Below are 21,538 nucleotides of genomic sequence, written 5' to 3' on the forward strand. Positions count from 1 at the left end.
CGGACAGGGCAGCGCAGCAGCGCACGCTGTGGATAAGCGCGGCAGCCCATCGCCTGCCTCGGTCACCATGGATCGCATGTTCTCCCCGTCTCGAACGTCCCGGCGCTCCGCGTGGGCCGACCTGCGGTTCCTTATCGGCATCGTTCTGGTTCTGACTTCTGTCGGCGGCGTGTGGTTCATCGTGTCGGCGGCGCGTCAGACCGAACCCGTGTACGTCGCCGTCCGGGCGATCGTGCCCGGCGAGCCGGTCGCGGCAGCCGACCTTGCCGTCGTGGATGTTGCTCTCGGAGCCGCATCTGACGCTTACCTCGGCGCGGATGATCTCGGTGAAGGGCTCGTAGCGGCGCGTACGGTCTCGGCCGGAGAACTCGTGCCCGCGGATGCCCTCGTGACCGACGACAGCACGCGCTCGACGACGGTTGTCGTCCGCAGCGCGGCCGAGGTACCAGGGTCTGTCGTTGCCGGATCGACGGTAGAGCTGTGGGCAGCGCCGCGCCTGGACCAGTCGCGCTTCGATACGCCACGCATTCTCGTGGCTGACGCGACAGTCGTCAGTGTCAGCCGCGACGACTCGCCACTGGCAGGGGGAACGGCAGCGGTCGAGCTGGTGATCCCCCGGGCAGATGTCGCCGCCGCGCTCGCTGCGATCGCCGACGGTTCGGCGCTCTCGGTTATCCCCTGGACTCCGGGGCAGCAATGAGGGCGCTCATCGCGCTGGATGAGCCCCACGCGACACGTCTGGCTGACGAGCTGTCGCGGCTCGGATGGGACGCGCTGGCGGTGCCGGTCACGACTCCCGGCATCGCGGCCGCCCGCGGCGCAGTCCGTGACGCCGGCGACCAGGAGGTTGATCTTCTCGTCGTCGCTGCGCGCCACGACACACTCACGCGCGAACTCGTGACAGCGTGCGATCGGGAGGGGGTCCGAATCGTTCCCGTGGGGGATGGAGAGGCGACGGCGCGCCTCGCTCAGGCATTCGGACTCGGTGTCCCGATGTCGCCTCGCGCTTCCGGTCGCGAGCTCGTGGGTGCCCTCCGAAACCCGCTGCCCGGCGCACCCGCTCCCCGGGCCGGGCGACGCGTCATTGCCGTATGGGGCCCGGCCGGGTCGCCCGGTCGCTCAACGATCGCGATCGAACTAGCGGTGGAGCTCGCCCGCGACCGTGACGTCGCCCTGATCGATGCAGACTCCCACGCGCCGTCGATTGCTTTGGCGCTGGGGCTCCCCGATGAAGGCCCGGGGTTCGCCGCCGCCTGTCGACAAGTGAGTCTTGGTGCTCTGGATGTCGCCGAACTCGATCGAATCGCGCTGCGGCTCGGGCGGGGGCCGCGCGTTCTGACCGGCATCAATCGTCCGTCGCGCTGGCCGGAGCTGCGTGAAGACCGTGTGCGCGCCGCGCTCGCGGTATGCCGTGAGTGGGCTGACGACACTGTCGTCGACGTGGCAGCGTCGCTGGACCGCGACGAAGAGATCGTGAGTGATCTCGCGGGGGACAGGCGCAACGCCGCCACGATCGCGGCCCTCCAGGAGGCTGATCTCATCGTCGCCGTTGCCGCTGCGGATCCAGTCGGCATCAGTCGATTCGTTCGCGGGTACGCGCAGTTGCGCGAGACGGTGGGAGCGACACCGATCGCGGTGGTCGCCAACCGGCTGCGCCCGGGCTCCCTGGGCATCGACGCCCGCGGCCAGGTACGCCGTAGTCTCGACCGGTTCGCCGGCATCCGTGACGTGTGGTTCGTGCCGCAAGATCCGCGCTCGGCTGACGCTGCGCTCCTGGCCGCCCGCCCGATCGCAGACGTTGCCCGGAGATCACCGATCGTGTCCGGGGTGCGGCGTCTTGTGGCTGAGGCGCTCGCCGTGGATACTCGCAAAGCTGCGTAGTTCGAGCATTCACGCCGGGGCTCTAGGCTGAAACAATGTCGACCCTCAGCGATCTCGTCTATGCCCAGGGGCGTTCCACTGGCGCGGATGTCGAATGGCTCCACCGCCTGGCCGGGGACGGTCAGCTGTTGGCCGATCTCGCGTTCGCCGACATCGTCATCTGGGTTCCGACGACGGATGACTCGTTCGTCGCTGTCGGCCATGCCCGCCCCAGCGGAGCTGCGACCCTGTTCTACCGTGACATCGTCGGTGACCCGGTCCGCCCGCAGTGGCGGACACAGATCCGCGAGGCGTTCTTCTCGGGAATGATCGTCGACTCGGCATCCCCGGACTGGTTCGAAGAGACCCCGACCCGGGTGCGTGCGGTACCGATCGTGCGAGGGTCCGGCTCCGGTCGCACCACGGTGGGAGTGCTGACCCGTCACACCAATCTCGGCGAGACGCGTACTCCCTCGCGACAGCAGATCACCTTCAACGAGTGTGCCGATGATCTGTTCGGGATGGTCGCCTCGGGTGACTTCCCCGATCTGAGCGCTCCGACAGCGCCACGGCGGGGCGCGCCTCGAGCATCGGATGGTCTCGTGCGCCTCGATGTCGATGGGACCGTGACGTTTGCGAGCCCCAACGCACTCTCGGCGTTCAACCGCATGGGATTCGAGGACGAACTCGAGGGCGAGTCGCTCGTCGAGGTGACGACGGAGATCCTTCCGGAGAAGCGCCAGTTCGACGAATCGCTTCCGTTGGTGGTGACGGGGCGGGCGCCGTGGCGCGCCGACATCGAGGCGCGCGGGGTGACGGTGAGCCTGCGTACGATCCCCCTTCGCGATCACGGGACGCGCATCGGTGCGATCGTGCTGTGCCGCGACGTCACGGAGCTGCGCCACCAGGAGCAAGAGCTCATCACCAAGGATGCGACGATTCGCGAGATCCATCACCGGGTCAAGAACAATCTGCAGACTGTCGCATCGTTGCTTCGTATCCAGGCTCGCCGTTCGCATACGGAGGAGGCCCGAGAAGCGCTGACCCAGGCGATGCGTCGCGTTTCTGCGATCGCTGTCGTGCACGACACCTTGTCCGAAGGACTCACGCAACGCGTCGACTTCGATGATGTCTTCGATCGCGTTCTCAAACTCGTCGCCGAAGTGGCAGCCGCGCCAACCACACGTGCGCGGACCCGTTCCGTGGGGCGCTTCGGCACGCTCCCGAGCGAGTACGCGACGCCTCTGGCGCTGGCCCTCACAGAGCTGGTGACGAACGCGGTCGAGCACGGCCTCGCCGGCAAGGAGGGCGACGTCGAGATCGAGGCCGAGCGGGACCCCGAACGACTCCTGGTGCGTGTCCGCGACAACGGCGTGGGCCTGCCGGAAGGGCAGGTCGGCCGAGGCTTGGGCACCCAGATCGTGCGCACCCTCATTCAGGGAGAGCTGGGTGGCACGATCGATTGGCACACGCTCGTCGGAAGCGGCACGGAAGTCACGATCGACATCCCGCTGCGCTACATCGCGCTCGATTGACGACGGCCTGACGTCGCCGTACCCGACGCTGTCAGCTGGCGCGGCGCGCGCGGGCAGCGCGGCGCTTGAGGGCGCGGCGCTCGTCTTCGGAGAGCCCGCCCCACACACCCGAGTCCTGACCGGACTCCAGGGCATACTGCAGGCAGATTTCGGTGACGGTGCACCGGGCGCACACGGATTTTGCCTTCTCGATCTGGTCGACCGCTGGACCCGTGTTTCCTACCGGGAAGAACAGCTCGGGGTCGACAGTCAAGCAGGCGGCCTTGTCGCGCCAATCCATAGGGGGTGCTCCTTGATGGGGAATGAGCATCGGGCCACGGGGGCGGTCGGATACTCTATGAGGTGTACGAGAAGATGTCTCGTCCCACGACCTTGTGGGAGCACACGGCTTTACCCATCGTCCCACAGCCGTTCACCCGAATCAAGGGTTCATTCGTGAGGACGATGCAAGAACGCTATGAGCGAGCCGAGAGTGATCGGGAGGTCAATGCAGTGACGCGCTCGATGACTGCCGCGCGAGTGGCAGGCGTGATCGTGCTGCTGGAAGCAGCGGGGCTCGGCGCGCTCGCGGCATGGGAAGCCGTTGCGGTCATCGCCGGCGATACCGCAGCGCTAGACAGTGCGATTGCCCTGATCGTGTTGACGCTGGGCGGCGCTGCGATCGTCGCGATGTTCGGCATCACGACGTGGCGCGGGCTGTCATGGGGTCGCTCGGGAGCGATTGTGACGCAGTTGCTGATTCTCGCAGTCGCCCTCGGCGCTGCAACGGGCCAGTACGCGCATCCGGTCACGGGCGTCGCGATCGCTATTCCGGCGATCGTCGCCCTCGTGATTCTGGTGATCGCCGTTCGCAGCGCGGCCCCACCGGCGCGGGAAGACTAGAGACCGAGCAGACCGCGGATTCGGGCAACGTGCCCCGTCGCCTTGACGTTGTACAGGGCGTGCGTGATGCCGCCGTTCTCGTCGAGGACGAAGGTCGAGCGCAGCACCCCCTCTGTCGTCTTGCCGTACATCGTCTTCTCGCCCCACGCTCCGTAGGCCTCGTGGACGGCACGGTCGGGGTCGCTCAACAGGTCGTACGGAAGTGCGTCCCGTTCGCGGAACGCCCGGAGCTTGGCGGGAGCGTCGCGGGAGATGCCGAGCACGACGTACCCGGCGCTGCGAAGCGGCTCGACACTGTCGCGGAAGTCACACGCTTCCGTCGTACACCCCGGCGTCATCGCCTGTGGGTAGAAGAAGAGGATGACGCCCGAGCCCCGAAGATCGTGCAGCGAGACATCCGTCGCGTCCTGGTTCACGAGGGTGAAATCGGGTGCAGCGGTACCGGGTTCAAGACGCACTGTCATACGTCCACCCTAAAGCCGCGCGTTCGTCGCCGCGCTCTCGACAGGGCCCTCAGCGCTCAGGGGCGATCGGCGAACGTCGTGAGCAGACGCTGCAGTGAATCCAGCCGGGCTGCAGCCCCGGGCCCGAGGCGTCCCGCTGCGACAGCCTCCGCGATGGCGCAATCGGGCGCGTCCGGCAGGTGAGTGCATCCACGCGGACACTCCCTCGCGACCTCGGCAAGATCGGTGAATGCCCGCAGGATGTTGTCGGGATCGACGTGACCGAGCCCGAAGGAGCGTACGCCGGGGGTGTCGACGACCCATCCCGTGCCCGAGGGAGCCTCGTAGCGCAGCGAGACCGTGGAACTCGATGTGTGTCGTCCCCGGCCGGTGACCTCATTGACATGCCCCGTCGCGCGATCGGCGCTCGGAACCAGAGCGTTGACGAGAGTCGATTTACCGACACCGGAGTGTCCCACGAAAACGGTGCTGTGGCCGACCAGGGCGGCACCGATTCGATCCAGCGGCATGTCAGCGCGTGCACTGGTGAAGACGTCGAGGTCGAGTCCCGCGAAATGCGACAGGAACTCCGTCGGGTCGGACAGATCGGTCTTCGTGATGACCATCAGGGGGCGGATGCCGGCATCGAGCGCGGCGACAAGGTAGCGGTCGACCAGGCGAGGGCGCGGCTCCGGATCGGCGGCGGCGATGACGATGAGCATCTGATCGGCGTTGGCGACGATGACGCGCTCCACCTGATCGGTGTCGTCGGCGCTTCGTCGCAGAAGCGACGTCCGCGGCTCGATTCCGACGATCCTGCCGAGCGTTCCCTCGTCTCCCGAGGTGTCTCCCACAACCCGGACGCGGTCACCGGTGACGATCGCGGTGCGGTGTAGCTCGCGTGCCCGGGCGGCTGTCACCTCGCGTTCGTCATCCGTGTCTTCGCCGACGAGCACCGTGTAACGGCCGCGGTCTACCCCCAGGACTCGTGCGATCTCGGCATCCGCGTGGCTGGGCCGGCGTTTCGTGCGCGGCCGGTTGGCTTTGGTGTTCGGCCTGACGCGGATATCGCTCTCGTCCATGCCGAGCTCATCGTCGTCATCGACGTCCCCGAGCCAGCTCACTCCGCGCCGTTCCCTTCGAGCATCGAAGTCCACAGGTCGGGGAACTGGGGCATGGTCTTCGCGGTAGTTCCGATGTCGTCGACCACGACGTCATCGACGGCGAGGCCGATCAGGGCGCCGGTTGTGGCAATGCGGTGATCGTGGAATGCCCGCCAGACACCGCCGCGGAGCCGCCCGGGCAGAACGCGCAGACCGTCCTCGAGCTCTTCAGCGGTACCACCGAGCGCGCGCAGGTTTCCGACGAGCGCAGCGATGCGGTCGGTTTCGTGTCCGCGGATGTGTCCGACTCCCGTGATCGTCGTCGGTTCCGCGGCGAAGGCGGCAAGCCCGACGATCGTGGGCGTCAGTTCGCTCGCTGCCGACAAGTCGATCTCGATACCCCGGATGCCGCGGCCCGCGGCGACGGTGAGGGCCCCACCACGACGCGTGACGCGGGCACCCATGTCGTGCAGGATCGACCCGAGCATCGCGCCTGGCTGTGTGGAGTGCGCGGGCCAACCGGTGATCGTGACGGTGCCGCCGGTGACCATGGCAGCTGCCAGGAACGGGGCCGCGTTGGACAAATCGGGCTCGATGGCGACGGTCTTGCCGCGGGGCGGCTGCGGAGGCACGATCCATTCGCGCGGGGAGGGCCTCTCGACGTGCACACCGCGATGCGCGAGGCATTCGATGGTCATGTCGATATGGGGCATGCTCGGCAGCCGCGACCCGGAATGGATGAGGTGGAGGCCGGTGTCGAAACGGGGCGCCGCGAGCAGCATCCCGGACACGAACTGGCTCGAGGCGCTCGCGTCGATCACGACTTCGCCGCCGCGGATGTGACCGTGCCCGCGCACGCGGAAGGGGAGTGCCCAGCGACCCTCATCATCGACGTCCACGCCCACGTCGCGAAGGGCCGTGATCATCGCACCCATGGGACGGTGGAGGGCGCTCTCATGGGCTGTAATGGCGACATCACCGTCGGCCAGCCCCGCAATACCCGCGATGAATCTCATCACGGTCCCTGCCTGCCCACAGTCGACTGTTGCGCTGTGCATTCCCGAAGGCGACGCTCCGACAGAGCCTGCGCTGCCAGGAGGAGTCACGATCAGGTCGGGGCCGAACGGGCTGTCGCCCTCGACGGCGTCGATCTGGACGCCGAGCGCCTGGAGGGCTGCCACCATGCGCACCGAGTCGTCGGAGTGCAGCGGGGCGTGGAGCGTGCTCGGAGCATCGGCAATCGCCGACAGGATCAGTTCGCGATTTGTCAGCGACTTGGATCCGGGGACCGCCAGACGGGCGGCGACCGCTTCCCCGGCGCGCGGAGCTGACCAGCCGGATTCTCCGGAACCGGTCGGGGTGGAATATCTCTCGCCGCTCATCGGTTCCTAGCCTAATGAGGGACGGAAGGAGCCCGATGACGATCGCTATGGCGCCGGACGTAGACTGGCGCGTGATGACTGATCAGGCCGAGGCGCCGGCCGACCCGCGCAGGCAGTTTGAAGAGCAGGCCCTGCCGTTCATGGACCAGCTCTATGCGGCTGCGATGCGAATGACGCGCAACCCGGCCGATGCCGCAGATCTCGTGCAGGAGACCTTCGTCAAGGCCTACGCCTCATGGTCGAGCTTCACACAGGGCACGAACCTGAAGGCCTGGCTCTACCGCATCCTGACCAACGCGTACATCAACACGTACCGCAAGAAGCAGCGGGAACCGTACCAGAGCGCTATCGAGGATCTCGAAGACTGGCAACTCGGCGGGGCAGAGTCCACGACCTCAACGCGTACGCGGTCGGCGGAAGCCGAAGCGATCGACCACATGCCGGCATCCATTGTGAAGGACGCGCTGCAGTCGATTCCCGAGGACTTCCGTCTCGCGGTGTACCTCGCCGACGTCGAAGACTTCGCGTATCAGGAGATCGCCGACATCATGAAAACCCCCATCGGCACCGTGATGAGCCGTCTGCATCGTGGCAGGCGGATGCTGCGGGAGCTGCTGGCCGAATATGCGACCGAGCGGGGCATCTCGGTCGCCGCCTCGAGGAGCGACACATGACTGACTGCGGCTGCGCTAAGGCCACGCGGGACTTGGAGGAGTACCTGCGAAACGAGGTATGCAAGACCGAGCATGCCGACATTCGAGAGCATCTCGAGCACTGCCCGGACTGCCGCGAGGAGGCGCTCGTAGCAACAACTCTGACCGAGGCTGTCGCACGAGCGTGCAAGGAGACAGCTCCGGAGGAGCTGCGCGACCAGGTAATTTCAACGCTGCGCGCCGCACAGGCGGCTCATCACTGATCCACAGGATCGCCCTCTTCACGTCGAGCGCCTCGCTGTAGCGTTTCGGCGCGACCGTGTGAACGGGAGGTGCGCCGGTGGCCGCTGTCGAGCATGCACAGCCCGATCTCGCTGCGTCACGACGCGTGAACGTCGTCAGACGCTACATCATGGAACACGTCGTCGCGGTGTCAGCCGCGGGCCTCGTCCTGGCGTGCGCGGCTTTCACCGGAACATTGTGGGGCGACGACGGATCGCTTTGGGGCGTGGGACCAGTTGCGGTCCTCTCCCAGGGCCGCTGGTGGACGCCGCTGACGGCGATCTTCGTTCCAGACTCCGCTGTTGACACGACCCTCACGATTCTGCTTGCGGTGACGGGCTTCGCCTACGCCGAGAGGCTGCTGGGCCGCCTCCGGCTGCTCGGGGTGACGCTTGTTGTTGCCCTCGCCGGCAACCTCGTAGCCACCGCCATCCACGCCCTCCTGTGGACGGTGTCAGATCTGCGTCCCGTCGAGGCGGCAGAAACACCGGTGCTTGACCCGGCAACCGCGATGGTCGGTGCACTCATGGCTGCCTCGGCACTGGCCTCCGCCCTCTGGCGTCGCCGCATCCGGGTCGTCGGTTTCGCCGTGTTGGCCATGTTCGCCCTCTACGCCGGCGACACCGACGCGTGGTACCGCCTCGTGGCCGCAGTGCTCGGGCTCCTGGTGGGGCTGTGGCTCGTTCGCGGAACCCCACGACGTTCCTGGCACCGATCATCCACCGCGAGACGCGCTCCGTAACGGCACTGGTCGTCGCGGTGACGGGCCTCGGTCCCCTCGCGGCGGTGCTGGCCGGCGGCGGACGTGGGCCGTTGTCGTTCGCCGAGTCGTTCTTCACCCAGTACGACGAGAACCTCGTCGATCTGTGCGCGACACGGTACAGCCCGCTTTGTGACCATCAGCTAGCTGTCGTGGTGACGCGCGGCGTCGGCCCGGGTTTGATGGCGCTCGTGCCGGTCGCCCTGCTGTTGGTCGCCGCCCTCGGCCTACGCCGTGGTCGGCGTTCTGCGCTCGTCCTGGCGGTTGTGGTCGAGGCTCTGATCGGTGTCGTAGCGATCTGGTCCGTCATTGCGGGAACCGTCTCCGTCGGTCCCTGGGCCGATCCCACCTGGCTGGAGTACGGGCTGTGGGCTATCGCCGCAATCGGGGTGTCACTGACCACGGTCGTCGTGCTGGTCGCGCTGCGGCGATTCTTCCCCATCCGGGCAGATCGTCGCGCGGTGGTGTGGTTCACCGGAACGGTCAGCGCCACTCTTGCTGCGTGTGCCGCAACCCACCTCGTCGCCGAATCGATCTTCCGGCAGACCTACGTTCAGCGTGTCAGCGTCACCGACCTTCTCGTCGAAACACTGCGCCGGTTCGTTCCGCCATCGTTCCTGCGCAATCTCGGGCAGCCGCCGTACCCCACGCACGGCGCCGCGCTGCTGATCTACCAGTGGGTGGGCGTCCTGTTCTGGGCGGTCTTCATCGTCGCGATGCTGCGGATGTACCGGTTCCCGCAGCACGCTGTCGTCGCAGACGACGAGCACTATCACTGGTTGCTCCGCCGTGGCGGTGGGACCCTCGGGTTCATGGGAACCTGGCGCGGCAACGACCACTGGTACACCGCCGACGGCACAGGAGCGGTGGCGTTTCGGCGGGTGGGCGATGTTGCCCTCGCTATCGCAGACCCACTGTGCGCGCCCGGTAAGCGCGATCAGACGGTGCGGGGATTTGTTGACTACTGCGCAGATCGGGGATGGTCGCCGGCCTTCTACAGCATCCATGACGAGTTCCTGCCGAGCGAGCTGGATGCCGTCGTGGCGATCGGGTCGACGCGTGGGGTGGACTCTCGACTACATGCGCCGCCGCGTCGACGGACCCAACGGCCTCATGGAGTTCGTCATCGTCAAGACCGCTCTTCGAGCCAAGGATGACGGTCTGGAGGTGGTGAGCCTGTCTGGTGCTCCGCTGGCGAGTAAGCCGGGCAGCGCCGCTGAAAGTGACCGCACGCTCCTCGCATCCCTTCTCGAACAGGTGGCCGCCGCCCTCGAACCGGCGTACGGTTTCGCGTCTCTTTTCCGTTTCAAGAGCAAGTTCCGCCCGGAATATCGCACGCTGTACCTCGCGTACAGCGACTCCGTGGAACTTCCGAGCATCGGAATGGCAGTCTTGCGCGCCTACCTGTCGGAGCCGTCGGCTCGCGAGATCGTCGCAGTGGCCCGCGCCGGATACGGCGGTGCTCGATGAGACAGTGGTTCCTGACGCTCGAACTGATCGATAGCCCGATCCTCGGTGTCCTGTGCGCGATCGTCCTCACGATGGCGGTTGTGATCGCGTGGCCTGCTCCGAGACATCCGTGGCGCTGGCTGATCGCTATGGTCGCTGGCCTCGTTGGCGGCTTTCTCCTCGCCCTGGCTGCCGAGGCTCTCGGCGCCTTTGACGGACCGTTACCCGATCACGCGGCGCTGTGGATTGGCGGAGGTTCCGGGTTCGCGGTAGCCGGCCTCGTCGTCGCTTTCACCCGTCCCTGGTGGCGGCGTCTGCTTGCCGTGGTCATGGCTGTGGCGGCGCTGCTGGCCGCCGCGCTCGGGGTGAACGCGTCCTACGGGCTGACACACACACCGGCGGCAATCTTGGGCATCCAGGCCTTGGATGACCTGCCGCTTCCCGCGCCCACCACGTCGGACGATGATCCCGCGACGCTCTACTCCACGTGGACGGCGCCCGCCGACATGCCGGTGACCGGTCGGGTGAGCGCCCTCTCGGGCGAGGACCGCATCCCCGCCGAGGGGTACTCGCCGAGGGATGCCGCCCTCTACCTGCCGCCTGCGGCTCTTGTCGCCAACCCGCCGAGGCTTCCCCTCATCGTCTTCATGATGGGTCAGCCGGGCACCCCCGACCCGACGAGTATCGCTGCTGCGCTCGACAGGTTTGCTGCAGCTCACAACGGGCTCGCGCCCATCGCCATCGTCGCCGACCAACTGGGTGCCATCGATCGAGACCCCGCGTGTCATGACTCCGCGACATACGGCGCGGTCTCGACGTACTTCACCACCGACATCCCCGCGTGGGCAGTAGCGCACCTCAACGTCACCGCCGATCGGTCTTTCTGGGTCATCGGAGGCTATTCGAATGGCGGGTCCTGTGCCTTCACATGGGCGGCGCAGAACCCGCAGATCTGGGGAAACGTGATGGACATCTCGGGCAATGAGTATCCGGGATCGGAGCACGTCCAGGAGACCATCGATGAGGTCTTTGCTGGGGATGCCGCTGCATTCCAGGCTGCGTCGCCCAGCGCGGCTCTTGCTGCTCACGCAGGCCAGTACGCCGGGCATATCGCCGTGTTCACGCACGGCGATCAGGACACCGTGTTCGGACCAGGTCAGGTCTCGAACGCAGCCCTGGCTTCGGATGCCCGGTTCACGGTTTTCTCCGACACCATCGCCGGTGCAGGACACGGTGGTGAAGCCCTTGACGCAGGCCTGGACTTCGCGCTTGACTCTTTCGCACCCCGCCTGGGCCTTGCTCCGCCGGCCAGCTGAGTACTTGGCAGCGACGACCCCGCCAGTCGATGCCGCTACGGCACGAAGACGCGAAGCGCCCGCGGCGCAACATCGATCTCCAGCGGCAGCTGCCCGATCGGGTCGCCGTCCGCGTAGGCAGTAACGCCTGGTGCGAGAAGGCGGACCGTCTGAGCTCGGTGCATGCTCACCTCGGCAACATCTCCGTGGGCTCCCCGGTAGACGCGGGGGAGGAGGCGCAGAAAGCGCGCGCGCCTTGTGGGGCGAACCAGGATGACATCCAGTTCCCCATCGGCAGGGTTCGCGCGGGGCGCGATCTGCACGCCCCCGCCGTAGCTGGTCCCATTGGCCACCGCCGCCATTAGAAGAGGGCCATCGTGGCGCGTTACGGTGCCTTCGGCATCCCTCAACTCGACCTCGTACGCGAAGCTGCGCAGCGCGACTAGCTCTCGCAGAATGGCGATGGTGTATCGCGACGAGCCGCGCGGCCACCGCATCCGGTTCGCGCGGTCGTTCACCCGCGAGTCGAAGCCGCTCGCCAGGACCGAACCAAAGTAGACGTCAGGCTGGCCGTGGCGACGGATGCGCGCGAGGTCGATCTCGCGGGTCACTCCCCGGGCGATCGCGTCGGCGGCCTCGTCAGCGCGCATCTCGCGGAGGCCAAGCATCTCGGCAAGGTCGTTCCCCGTTCCCGCCGGGATGATGCCCAGCGGCGTCGCGCCGTCGGCCAGCACCTGCATTGCCAGAGACACCGTTCCGTCGCCGCCGACAACGGCCACGGCATCCGTGCCCCGCCGCACCGTCTCTTTCAGCAACTCCGTCGACTCGGCGGCGCTACCACCGCTGATCAGGGTCGCGCGGATGCCGTGCTCGCGCAGCCGCTCGGCAGCTCGATGCGCAATCGTGCCACCCGTTCCGGCGCGAGCCGCCGGATTGACCAGCACGGTGACGTTCAGAGGGTGAGCGCCTTCTGCATGATCTCCGCCTGCTCAGCGGCATGCACCTTGGGGGACCCGGTTGCGGTGGATGCCGCGGCGGCACGGGAGACACGACGGATCGTGCGGCCGTGCAGGTACTTGACCACTTCGAGGGCGATGAAAGGCCAGGCCCCTTGGTTCTCGGGCTCGTCCTGCACCCACACCAGCTCGGCGTTCGGATACTCGTCGATCACGCGATTGAGGTCTTCAATCGGTGCGGGGTAGAACTGCTCGAGGCGCACCAGTGCGATCTCGGGGTTCGGGTTCTTTTCGAGCTCCGACTTCAGATCCCAGTGAATCTTGCCGGCATGCAGCAGGACGCGCTTGACGGCGTTCTTGTCGATCCCACGATCGTCGTCGAGCACCGGCTCGAACCTGCCGCCCACGAAGTCTTCGACGGGGCTCGTCGCACCGCGAAGACGCAACATCGCCTTCGGGGTGAACACGACGAGAGGTCGTCTCGGACGTGCGTAGGCCTGACGGCGGAGCAGGTGGAAGTAGGACGCCGGCGTGGACGGCCGCGCCACGATCATGTTGTCCTGAGCGCACATCTGCAGGTAGCGCTCGATGCGAGCCGACGAGTGGTCGGGGCCCTGTCCCTCGTAACCGTGCGGCAGCAGCAGCACGACACTCGACTGCTGACCCCACTTCTGGTCAGCGGACGAGATGAACTCGTCGATGACGGACTGCGCGCCGTTCGCGAAGTCGCCGAACTGCGCCTCCCACAGCACGAGCGTGTCGGAGCGTTCGACGGAGTATCCGTACTCGAAGCCCATCGCTGCGTACTCGCTGAGGAGCGAGTCGTAGATCCAGAAGCGTCCCTGCGACTGGGAGAGGTTCACCAGCGGCAGCCATTCCTGGCCGTTGGCGCGGTCATGGAACACGGCGTGACGCTGCACGAAGGTCCCCCGTCGCGAGTCCTGTCCGACCATGCGGACGTTGGTTCCCTCCACGAGGAGAGAGCCGAACGCGAGGAGCTCGCCGAACGCCCAGTCGATGCTGCCGTTGCGGCTCATGTCCTGGCGCTTGTCGAGCAGCTGCTGCAGCTTCTGATGGACAGTGAAGCCATTGGGCTTGTTGACGAATGCGTCTCCGATGAGCTGGACGACATCGCGCGATACGCCCGTCGTTTCGGGCTCGCCGATGGTGTCGATCGAGCCGGTCATCGGGCCACTCGCCACCGGGGAAGAACCGGTCTCGGCAGCGTGCGTCTCGGCGAAGGCCTGCTCCAGGCGATCCTGGAAGTCCTTCTTGGCCTGCTCGTACTGCTCTTCCGTGATGTCGCCGCGACCCACGAGCGACTCGGTGTACAGGCGGCGCACCGACCGCTTCGCCTCGATGAGGTTCGTCATCAGCGGCTGGGTCATCGAAGGGTCATCGCCCTCGTTGTGTCCGCGTCGGCGGTAGACGACCAGGTCGATGACGACATCGCGATGGAACCGCTCGCGGTAGGCGAAGGCTACTTGGGCGACCCGGACGACCGCCTCGGGGTCATCGCCGTTGACGTGAAGGATCGGCGCTTGGATCGTCTTTGCGACATCCGTCGCGTAGACAGATGTGCGCCCGTCCTGCGGCAGCGTCGTGAATCCGACCTGGTTGTTGACGACGACATGCACAGTGCCGCCAGTCCGGTAGGCGCGCAGCTGAGACATCTGCAGGGTCTCGACGACGACGCCCTGGCCGGCAAAGGCCGCGTCGCCGTGAATGAGAATCGGCAGCCACGAGAAGGTTCCGATCGGCAGGCGGTCTTGCTTTGCCCGGGTGATTCCCTCGAGGACGCCGTCGACGGTCTCGAGGTGCGACGGGTTCGCCGCCAGGTACACCGGAAGCTCTTCACCGCCGTCAGCGACGAACGTGCCCTCTGTCCCGAGGTGGTACTTCACGTCGCCGGAGCCGCGCTTGGAGCCGATCGCGACGCGTCCCTCGAACTCGCGGAAGACCTGTCCGTAGGTCTTGCCCGCAACGTTGGTCAGGACGTTCAGCCGCCCGCGGTGAGCCATCCCGATCGTGGCTCCGTCGAGCCCGGTCTCTGCGGCCCCCTGCAGGATCTCATCCAGCAGAGGGATGAGGGATTCACCGCCTTCGAGGCTGAATCGCTTCTGACCGACGTACTTCGTCTGCAGGAACGTTTCGAAGGCCTCGGCCTCGTTCAGCTTGCTGAGGATGCGCAGCTGCTCGTCGTGCCCCGGCTTGGTGTACTTGACCTCGAGGTTCTGCTGGAACCAGGCCCGCTGCTCGGGGTCCTGGATGTGCATGTACTCGATGCCGATCGTGCGGCAGTACGAGTCGCGGAGCACCCCGAGGACCTCGCGCAGCTTCATCGTGCGCTTGCCGCCAAAGCCGCCCGTGACGAACTCGCGGTCGAGATCCCAGAACGTCAGCCCGTGCGACTCGATCTCAAGGTCGGGGTGGGTGCGCTGCTTGTATTCGAGCGGGTCGATGTCGGCCATCAGGTGACCGCGAACGCGGAAGCTGTTGATGAGCTCCTGAACGCGAGCCGTCTTATCGATCCGCTCGGCGATGTCGACGTTGATGTCGGCATTCCAGTGAATGGGTGCGTACGGGATGCGCAGCTCCGCGAAGATGTCTTCGTAGAAGCGGCGCTCGCCGATGAGCAGCTCGTGGATCTTCTTGAGGAACTCTCCCGAGCCGGCGCCCTGGATGACGCGGTGGTCGTACGTGCTCGTGAGGGTGATCGTCTTGCCGATCGCCAACTCGTTGAGCGTCTTCTCGCTCGCGCCCTGGAACTCGGCAGGGTACTCGAGCGCGCCGGCGCCGACGATGCATCCCTGCCCCTTCATGAGACGGGGAACCGAGTGCACCGTGCCGATCCCGCCGGGGTTGGTGAGCGAGATCGTGGTGTTCTGGAAGTCTGCCGCGGTGAGCTTGTTCTTGCGCGCGCGGGAGACCAGGTCTTCGTAAGCCGACAGATACTCGGCGAAGGTGAGGGTGTCGGCGTGCTTGATGCTGGGCACCAAGAGCGCACGCGTGCCGTCGGGCTTCGGGAGATCGATCGCGATCCCGAGGTTCACGTGTGCTGGCGCCACAACCGACGGCTTCCCGTCGATCTCGGCGTAGAACACGTTCTGGCTCGGGAACTCGGTGAGGGCACGAATGATGGCCCACCCGATGAGGTGCGTGAAGCTCACCTTCCCGCCGCGGGTGCGCGCCATGTGGTTGTTGATCACGATCCGGTTGTCGATCATGAGCTTGGCGGGAACGGTGCGCACACTCGTCGCGGTAGGAACGGTGAGCGACTCGTCCATGTTCGCAGCGAGAGTCTTCGGCATCCCCTTGAGGACCGTCACCGTGTCTTCGGACGGCGGGGCATCGGATGCGGCGCGTGCGGTGTCGGGGGCCTGCGCCGGAATCGGCTGGGCGGAGGCGGGACGCGCTGTCGTGCGCGCAACGGGCTGCGAGCCGATCACTGGCGTGGGTGCGGTGACCGGATGCGCGTCGTTCGACGCGGGCTTCGCTGCCGCATTCTCTCCCGAGGGCTTCGCGCTGTTCTCGCCAGCGGGCTTCACGCCGTTCTCGGTGGCGGAGTGGTAGGCCTCGAGCACCGGCCACCAGGCCTTGTCTACGGAGTTGCGGTCTTGTCGAAATTGCTCGTATAGCTCTTCAACGAGCCACTCGTTGGCGCCGAACTCGCTTTCGTTCGACACTCCGACGCCGGTCACCTGACTCGACACGTTAGATCGCCCGCTTTCGTCACGATTGTCGTCGCGGACTATCGTCGTCGCGCCCGCGTCGTTCAACACACCAGCGTAGTCCGTCTGAACAGCCCGGCAGGCCATCCGAACCCTGAGCTGCGCCGCGAGTTGGTCACGATTCCGCTGAGTGCATTGACGGGTACGCTTGGCGCACATGGAGTTCTACGGTGACGCGCCGGCCTTCGACCTGACCTACTCGGACGTCTTTCTCGTTCCCCGCCGATCGGGCGTGGGGAGCAGACTCGAGGTCGACCTCTCCCCGCGCGATGGGACTGCAGCCACCATCCCGCTGGTTTCAGCGAACATGAACTCGGTCACGGGCGCGCGCCTTGCCGCTACGCTCGCGCGCCGGGGCGGGCTCGGAGTTCTTCCGCAGGACCTTCCGCTGCAGGAAATGGATGCCGCGATCCGCTGGGTCAAGGACCAGCCCGTCGCCTGGGACACGCCACTGGTTCTTCCCCCTGACGCCACAGTCGCCGATGCAACGACCCTGCTGCCTCCGACGGAGGGCTACGGCGTGATCGTCGCGCAGCCCACCGACCGTCTCATGATCGAGGCTGTTCAAGGCATCGTGACCGCGGTCCGACTGGGATCTGCCCTCCCCGACGCTCGCCTCGGCGATCTCGCGCGCGGACGACCCGCGTCAGTGGATGCCGATGACATCGAGTCGGCTCGGCATGCGTTCGATGTCATCGTCGCGGCCGATGCCGAGATCGTCTGCGTCGTCCACCACGGACAGGTTGTCGGCACGCTGTCTCGCCGAAGTGCCCTGCGCGCGACGCTGTATCAGCCCGCCGTTGACCGAGACGGTCGCCTCATCGTCGCAGCAGCCGTGGGTATCAATGGCGATGTGGCAGGTAAGGCACGAGCGCTCGTGGCTGCCGGTGTTGATGTCCTGGTGCTCGACACCGCGCATGGTCATCAAGAGGGGATGCTGGGCGCGCTGCGAACCGTGTCGGCCCTTGACCTGGGTGTGCCGCTTGTGGCCGGGAACGTGGTCACCAGCGCCGGCGTCGGTGATCTCGTTTCGGCCGGCGCGAGCATCATCAAGGTCGGCGTCGGGCCGGGTGCGATGTGCACGACCCGCATGATGACCGCTGTGGGGCGACCGCAGTTCTCGGCTGTCCATGAGACGGCGCTTGCTGCCCGCGCTGCTGGTGCTCATGTGTGGGCTGACGGTGGTGTGCGTTACCCGCGCGACGTTGCCCTCGCGCTGGCGGCGGGCGCGGCATCCGTCATGATCGGTTCGTGGTTTGCCGGCACGATCGAGGCTCCTGGATCGCTGCAGCGTGACGCTGCCGGCAACCTCTACAAGGAGTCGTGGGGGATGGCATCGACCAAGGCAGTGCAAGCGCGATTCGGTCGCCTTGACGCGTATGAACGAGCGCGCAAGGAATTGTTCGCCGAGGGGATCTCGTCGTCGAAGATCTACCTCGACCCGCAGCGCCCCGGCCTCGAAGACCTCATCGACATGATCACCTCGGGTGTGCGCTCATCGTTCACGTACGCTGGCGCGGCCTCGGTCCCCGAGTTTCACGAGCGCGCGCTCGTCGGTCTGCAGTCGGCCGCCGGCTACGAGGAAGGCAAGGCGCTCCCCGTCAGCTGGTGATGGTCGCCGTCCGGGGTCGGCATCTCGCCGGGTAGACTCGTCTCACGATGGACGACCCTCCGAGTTGCCGACGATCGCCCCACCGACCCGCCCCGCAGACCGGGGGTGATGCGTGATGGAGTTCATCATGCTGGGGGTGGGGCTCCTGCTCACGATCGGGACGGGACTGTTCGTTGCGAGCGAGTTCGCGCTGGTGAACCTCGATCGCGCCGATCTCGAAGCGCGCCAGGCTGCGGGAGAGACACGCTTGTCGCTGACGATCAGCGCGCTCAAGATCACCTCGACGCACCTCTCCAGTGCGCAACTGGGCATCACGCTGACGACCCTGCTCACCGGTTACACGATGGAGCCGGCGATTTCGAGCCTGTTGCGCCCGGTGTTCACAGGGTGGGGCTGGCCGGATGCCGTCGTCAGCCCGCTCGCTGCGATCATCGGTGTGGCGATCGCCACGATCTTCTCGATGGTGATCGGCGAGCTCGTGCCGAAGAACTTCGCGCTCGCGGTCCCGAGACAGACGGCGAAACTTGTCGTGCCGTTTCAGACTGCCTTCACTTCCGTCTTTCGCCCTGCGATCGTCGTGCTCAACGGAAGTGCCAACGCGTTCCTTCGCGCAGTGGGAATCGAGCCCAAGGAAGAGCTCTCGGGTGCGCGCTCGGCAGAGGAGCTCTCAAGCCTCGTGCGCCGTTCGGCGAGCGCCGGTGTCCTGGAACAGGACACCGCGTCACTGCTCGACCGCTCCCTCACCTTCGCTCGCCTGACCGCTGCCGATGTCATGACGCCGCGCCCGAGCGTTCACGCGCTCGCATCCGATGACTCGGTCGAAGACGTCATCCAGCTCGCGCGATCCACGGGTCACAGCCGCTTTCCGGTGTACGAGGAATCGATGGATGACATCGTCGGGATCGCGCACCTCAAGGCTGCAGTCGGTGTTCCCCGTGGCAGACGCGGAACGGTTCCGGTGGGCGCGATCGCGACCGAGCCGCTGCGCGTGCCCGAAGCCGTGCACCTGGACGCGCTGCTGGCTGAGCTCCGTTCCCGCGGGTACCAGATGGCGATCGTCGTCGACGAATACGGCGGCACCGCCGGAGTCGTCACCCTCGAGGACCTGGTCGAAGAGATCGTCGGTGAAGTCCTCGACGAGCACGATCGGCGCCGCACCGACATCGTCCGTATCGATCGGGATGTCGTATTCCCCGGGGAGCTTCGGCCTGATGAGGTGCTGGACCGGATCGGCATCCGCATCCCCGTCGGCGACGTGTACGACACCGTCGGGGGCTACCTCATGAGCGAACTCGAACGGATCCCCGCCGTGGGAGACACCGTCGAGCTCGAGGAGGGAACCCTGTCGGTGGAGCGGATGGCCGGCAGGCGGGTGGATCGGGTGAGGTTCGTCCCCGTAGCTCTTCCCGGTGAGGATGCTCACGAGGAGGTGTCCTCGTGAGTGACTGGGCGGGCCTCGCATGGTTGGTCGTGCTGTTGGTGGCCAACGCCTTCTTCGTTGGTGCTGAGTTCGCTGTCATCTCCGCACGGAGGTCGCAGATCGAGCCGTTGGCTGAGCGCGGCTCGCGTGCCGCCAAGACGTCGCTCTACGCCATGGAGCACGCGACGCTCATGCTGGCCACCTCGCAGCTGGGTATCACCATTTGTTCGCTGTTGATCCTGAACGTCTCAGAGCCGGCGATCCACCACCTCTTGGCGGTGCCGCTCGAACTCACGGGGCTGAGCTACGCGGCAGTCGATGTCATCGCGTTCGTCATCGCCCTCGTCGTGGTGTCGTACCTGCATGTCGTCTTCGGCGAGATGGTGCCCAAGAACCTCGCGTTCTCGGTGCCCGATCGTGCCGTGCTGATGCTCGCGCCGCCGCTCGTGTGGGTATCGAAGGTCTTCCATCCGGTCATCGTGACGCTCAACTGGATCGCGAATCACATCGTGCGGTTGTTCCGGGTCGAGCCCAAGAACGAAGCGACCTCGACCTACACCCTCGAAGAAGTCGCGACGATCGTGGCGCAGTCGCGGATGGAGGGCGTGCTCGAGGACACCGCGGGCACGGTCGCGGCAGTCGTCGAGTTCACCGAGAAAAAGGCCCGCGACATCGCGGTTCCGCTCGCGGATCTGCTGACACTGCCGCAGAACACGACGCCCAAGCAGATCGAGCGCGCCGTGGCCAAGAACGGATTCTCGCGATACGTCATCGTGGACCCTGCGGGTATTCCGCTCGGCTACGTCCACCTCAAAGACATCCTGCGAGCTGCCGAGGGAGAGGACGCCGCGACCGATGTCGTGCGGCCGATCGACCCCGCTCGCATCCACCACATGGTGCCCGTGACCGAGAACACCGACCTCGAAGATGCTCTTGCTCTCATGCGGGAGCAGGGACGCCACCTGGCTCAGGTACGCGACGCGAGCGGCACCATCACCGGTGTTCTGTTCCTCGAGGATGTCATCGAAGAACTCGTCGGTGAGGTGCAGGATGCCACCCGTCGAGGCTGGAGAAACGAACGGTAGGGTCCGCGCTCACGCCGTCCGTGTCGGCCGGGCACGCTCGTACTGCGCGGGCCAGTAGTCGATATCGACGCCTAGCTCTGCTGCGGCGCGCAGGGCGAAGTGCGGATCGCGCAGCCACTCGCGCGCTGCCATGACGGCATCCGCGGCGCCCGAGGCGAGAACCTCCTCGGCCTGTGTGCCCGTGGTGATCATCCCCACCGCACTCACGGGAACTCCCGCGCGCTCTCGCACTTCACGGGCGAACGGCACTTGGTAGCCCGGACCCGCGATGACCCGCTGGTGCGCGACGAGACCGCCGCTGGAGATATCGATGAACACGGCGCCGTGCTCAGCCGTCCAGGCGGCTACCGTCGTGGTCTCTGCGACATCCCAGCCTCCCTCAGCCCAGTCCGTAGCCGAGAACCGCACCATGACGGGGGTGGTCGGTGCGGCAGCGCGAACGGCGTCGATCACCTCGAGGAGCAGTCGGGCTCGGTTCTCGAGCGAGCCGCCGTAGGAATCCGTCCGCTGATTCGACAGTGGTGACAGGAACTCGTGGAGCAGGTAGCCGTGCGCGGCGTGCACTTCCAGCACGTCGAATCCGGCCTCGACGCTGCGACGGGCGGCTGCCCCGAAGTCCTCGACGACCTTTGCGATTGCGGCATCATCCATCTCCTCGGGAACGGCGTAGCCGTCGTAGGCGATCGGCGACGGCGCGAGCGGCTGCCACCCGCCGTCGTCTGCCGGCACAGTCCCGCGACCTGCTTTCAGCGGGGACCACGTCGACGCCTTGCGACCCGCGTGCGCGAGCTGGATCGCCGCGAGGGCGCCGCGCGCACGAATCTCTGCAGCGATCGGTGCCCAGGCGTCGCGCTGCTGGTCGTTCCAGATACCCGTGTCCTCAGGGCTGATCCGGCCCTCAGGGCTGACCGCGGTCGCCTCGGTCATGACCAGGCCCGCGCCGCCGGTCGCGAACGCGCTGAGGTGGGTGAGATGCCATGTGTTCGGCATCCCGTCTACCGAGCTGTACTGACACATGGGGGCAACCCACAGGCGGTTGCGCGCCTGCAGAGAACCGATCTCGACGGGGGTGAACAGCAGACTCATCGAT

General features: G+C 66.5%; 20 protein-coding genes. 13 read left to right on the forward strand and 7 right to left on the reverse strand.

Translation table 11 applies throughout. The annotated features are described in order from the left end of the window. The first annotated feature begins 76 nt into the window (after positions 1-76). The 3 genes from AADH62_RS01215 to AADH62_RS01225 are packed head-to-tail and all read left to right on the forward strand — an operon-like array spanning position 77 to position 3,395. Positions 77-700, forward strand: a complete 624-nt coding sequence (locus AADH62_RS01215; protein WP_341577908.1) for an SAF domain-containing protein — start codon at positions 77-79, stop codon at positions 698-700. Next, positions 697-1,881, forward strand: a complete 1,185-nt coding sequence (locus AADH62_RS01220; RefSeq protein ID WP_341577909.1) for a hypothetical protein — start codon at positions 697-699, stop codon at positions 1,879-1,881. The genes AADH62_RS01215 and AADH62_RS01220 overlap by 4 nt, the downstream gene beginning before the upstream one ends. A gap of 35 nt (positions 1,882-1,916) precedes the next feature. Next, positions 1,917-3,395, forward strand: coding sequence for a sensor histidine kinase (locus AADH62_RS01225; RefSeq protein WP_341577910.1), 1,479 nt, complete (start codon positions 1,917-1,919; stop codon positions 3,393-3,395). A gap of 31 nt (positions 3,396-3,426) precedes the next feature. Here AADH62_RS01225 and AADH62_RS01230 read toward each other — a convergent pair whose 3' ends face one another. After that, entirely contained in the window at positions 3,427-3,675 is a 249-nt protein-coding gene (locus AADH62_RS01230) for a WhiB family transcriptional regulator (RefSeq protein ID WP_019182239.1), read from the reverse strand. A gap of 164 nt (positions 3,676-3,839) precedes the next feature. On the opposite strand from AADH62_RS01230, the gene AADH62_RS01235 reads away from it, so the two are divergent. Continuing rightward, a complete protein-coding gene (locus AADH62_RS01235; protein ID WP_341578017.1) occupies positions 3,840-4,277 on the forward strand; it encodes a histidine kinase in 438 nt (145 codons plus the stop codon). On the opposite strand, the gene bcp is transcribed toward AADH62_RS01235, so the two are convergent. The 3 genes from bcp to aroA are packed head-to-tail and all read right to left on the reverse strand — an operon-like array spanning position 4,274 to position 7,205. Beyond that, positions 4,274-4,741 (reverse strand): thioredoxin-dependent thiol peroxidase, encoded by a 468-nt coding sequence (gene bcp / locus AADH62_RS01240; RefSeq protein ID WP_341577913.1) that lies wholly within the window; start codon positions 4,739-4,741, stop codon positions 4,274-4,276. The two genes, AADH62_RS01235 and bcp, sit on opposite strands and share 4 nt — an antisense overlap. A gap of 56 nt (positions 4,742-4,797) precedes the next feature. Continuing rightward, positions 4,798-5,844 (reverse strand): ribosome small subunit-dependent GTPase A, encoded by a 1,047-nt coding sequence (gene rsgA, locus AADH62_RS01245; protein WP_341577914.1) that lies wholly within the window; start codon positions 5,842-5,844, stop codon positions 4,798-4,800. Continuing rightward, positions 5,841-7,205, reverse strand: a complete 1,365-nt coding sequence (gene aroA / locus AADH62_RS01250; protein WP_341577915.1) for a 3-phosphoshikimate 1-carboxyvinyltransferase — start codon at positions 7,203-7,205, stop codon at positions 5,841-5,843. The genes rsgA and aroA overlap by 4 nt, the downstream gene beginning before the upstream one ends. Before the next feature lie 35 nt (positions 7,206-7,240). Here aroA and AADH62_RS01255 point away from each other — a divergent pair, with 35 nt between their 5' ends. The 6 genes from AADH62_RS01255 to AADH62_RS01280 all read left to right on the forward strand — a co-directional run bounded on the left by AADH62_RS01255 (position 7,241) and on the right by AADH62_RS01280 (position 11,665). Beyond that, positions 7,241-7,879: a sigma-70 family RNA polymerase sigma factor gene (locus tag AADH62_RS01255; RefSeq protein ID WP_425355629.1), complete on the forward strand. Its 639-nt coding sequence runs from the start codon at positions 7,241-7,243 to the stop codon at positions 7,877-7,879. Further along, complete coding sequence (locus AADH62_RS01260) at positions 7,876-8,121, forward strand: zf-HC2 domain-containing protein (RefSeq protein ID WP_341577917.1); 246 nt, start codon at positions 7,876-7,878, stop codon at positions 8,119-8,121. Before AADH62_RS01255 ends, AADH62_RS01260 begins: the two co-directional genes overlap by 4 nt. A 77-nt stretch (positions 8,122-8,198) precedes the next feature. Beyond that, entirely contained in the window at positions 8,199-8,882 is a 684-nt protein-coding gene (locus tag AADH62_RS01265; RefSeq protein ID WP_341577918.1) for a hypothetical protein, read from the forward strand. Then, positions 8,816-10,057, forward strand: coding sequence for a phosphatidylglycerol lysyltransferase domain-containing protein (locus AADH62_RS01270; RefSeq protein ID WP_341577919.1), 1,242 nt, complete (start codon positions 8,816-8,818; stop codon positions 10,055-10,057). Before AADH62_RS01265 ends, AADH62_RS01270 begins: the two co-directional genes overlap by 67 nt. After that, the gene (locus AADH62_RS01275; protein ID WP_341577920.1) at positions 9,981-10,370 is read left to right on the forward strand and encodes a phosphatidylglycerol lysyltransferase domain-containing protein; all 390 of its coding nucleotides are present in this window, start codon (positions 9,981-9,983) and stop codon (positions 10,368-10,370) included. The genes AADH62_RS01270 and AADH62_RS01275 overlap by 77 nt, the downstream gene beginning before the upstream one ends. Continuing rightward, a complete protein-coding gene (locus tag AADH62_RS01280; RefSeq protein WP_341577921.1) occupies positions 10,367-11,665 on the forward strand; it encodes an alpha/beta hydrolase-fold protein in 1,299 nt (432 codons plus the stop codon). Before AADH62_RS01275 ends, AADH62_RS01280 begins: the two co-directional genes overlap by 4 nt. Before the next feature lie 35 nt (positions 11,666-11,700). On the opposite strand, the gene AADH62_RS01285 is transcribed toward AADH62_RS01280, so the two are convergent. Then, positions 11,701-12,588, reverse strand: a complete 888-nt coding sequence (locus AADH62_RS01285) for a diacylglycerol kinase (protein WP_341577922.1) — start codon at positions 12,586-12,588, stop codon at positions 11,701-11,703. A gap of 8 nt (positions 12,589-12,596) precedes the next feature. Beyond that, a complete protein-coding gene (locus tag AADH62_RS01290) occupies positions 12,597-16,313 on the reverse strand; it encodes a multifunctional oxoglutarate decarboxylase/oxoglutarate dehydrogenase thiamine pyrophosphate-binding subunit/dihydrolipoyllysine-residue succinyltransferase subunit (protein ID WP_341577923.1) in 3,717 nt (1,238 codons plus the stop codon). A 175-nt stretch (positions 16,314-16,488) separates the two neighbouring features. Between AADH62_RS01290 and AADH62_RS01295 the strand changes: the two genes are divergently transcribed. From AADH62_RS01295 to AADH62_RS01305, 3 genes are all read left to right on the forward strand, one after another. Next, entirely contained in the window at positions 16,489-17,943 is a 1,455-nt protein-coding gene (locus AADH62_RS01295; RefSeq protein ID WP_341577924.1) for a GuaB1 family IMP dehydrogenase-related protein, read from the forward strand. A 115-nt stretch (positions 17,944-18,058) separates the two neighbouring features. Beyond that, positions 18,059-19,384: a hemolysin family protein gene (locus AADH62_RS01300; RefSeq protein WP_341578018.1), complete on the forward strand. Its 1,326-nt coding sequence runs from the start codon at positions 18,059-18,061 to the stop codon at positions 19,382-19,384. Further along, positions 19,381-20,448: a hemolysin family protein gene (locus AADH62_RS01305; RefSeq protein WP_341577925.1), complete on the forward strand. Its 1,068-nt coding sequence runs from the start codon at positions 19,381-19,383 to the stop codon at positions 20,446-20,448. The genes AADH62_RS01300 and AADH62_RS01305 overlap by 4 nt, the downstream gene beginning before the upstream one ends. Positions 20,449-20,457: 9 nt before the next feature. Here the strand turns inward: AADH62_RS01305 and AADH62_RS01310 are convergent, their stop codons facing one another. Beyond that, positions 20,458-21,534: an NADH:flavin oxidoreductase/NADH oxidase gene (locus AADH62_RS01310; protein WP_341577926.1), complete on the reverse strand. Its 1,077-nt coding sequence runs from the start codon at positions 21,532-21,534 to the stop codon at positions 20,458-20,460. Positions 21,535-21,538: the final 4 nt, after the last annotated feature.

The organism is Microbacterium schleiferi (genome assembly GCF_038150145.1).
GTDB classification, from domain to species: Bacteria; Actinomycetota; Actinomycetes; order Actinomycetales; family Microbacteriaceae; genus Microbacterium; species Microbacterium schleiferi_B.

Excerpts from the sequence above, each read along its gene's own strand:
- AADH62_RS01230 (WP_019182239.1), bottom strand. The coding sequence starts at position 3,675 with ATGGATTGGCGCGACAAGGCCGCCTGCTTGACTGTCGACCCCGAGCTG.
- AADH62_RS01295 (WP_341577924.1), top strand. The coding sequence starts at position 16,489 with ATGGAGTTCTACGGTGACGCGCCGGCCTTCGACCTGACCTACTCGGAC.
- AADH62_RS01220 (WP_341577909.1), top strand. The coding sequence starts at position 697 with ATGAGGGCGCTCATCGCGCTGGATGAGCCCCACGCGACACGTCTGGCT.
- AADH62_RS01225 (WP_341577910.1), top strand. The coding sequence starts at position 1,917 with ATGTCGACCCTCAGCGATCTCGTCTATGCCCAGGGGCGTTCCACTGGC.
- AADH62_RS01215 (WP_341577908.1), top strand. The coding sequence starts at position 77 with ATGTTCTCCCCGTCTCGAACGTCCCGGCGCTCCGCGTGGGCCGACCTG.
- AADH62_RS01310 (WP_341577926.1), bottom strand. The coding sequence starts at position 21,534 with ATGAGTCTGCTGTTCACCCCCGTCGAGATCGGTTCTCTGCAGGCGCGC.
- aroA (WP_341577915.1), bottom strand. The coding sequence starts at position 7,205 with ATGAGCGGCGAGAGATATTCCACCCCGACCGGTTCCGGAGAATCCGGC.
- AADH62_RS01300 (WP_341578018.1), top strand. The coding sequence starts at position 18,059 with ATGGAGTTCATCATGCTGGGGGTGGGGCTCCTGCTCACGATCGGGACG.
- AADH62_RS01275 (WP_341577920.1), top strand. The coding sequence starts at position 9,981 with ATGCGCCGCCGCGTCGACGGACCCAACGGCCTCATGGAGTTCGTCATC.
- AADH62_RS01235 (WP_341578017.1), top strand. The coding sequence starts at position 3,840 with ATGCAAGAACGCTATGAGCGAGCCGAGAGTGATCGGGAGGTCAATGCA.
- bcp (WP_341577913.1), bottom strand. The coding sequence starts at position 4,741 with ATGACAGTGCGTCTTGAACCCGGTACCGCTGCACCCGATTTCACCCTC.
- AADH62_RS01260 (WP_341577917.1), top strand. The coding sequence starts at position 7,876 with ATGACTGACTGCGGCTGCGCTAAGGCCACGCGGGACTTGGAGGAGTAC.
- AADH62_RS01255 (WP_425355629.1), top strand. The coding sequence starts at position 7,241 with ATGACGATCGCTATGGCGCCGGACGTAGACTGGCGCGTGATGACTGAT.
- AADH62_RS01280 (WP_341577921.1), top strand. The coding sequence starts at position 10,367 with ATGAGACAGTGGTTCCTGACGCTCGAACTGATCGATAGCCCGATCCTC.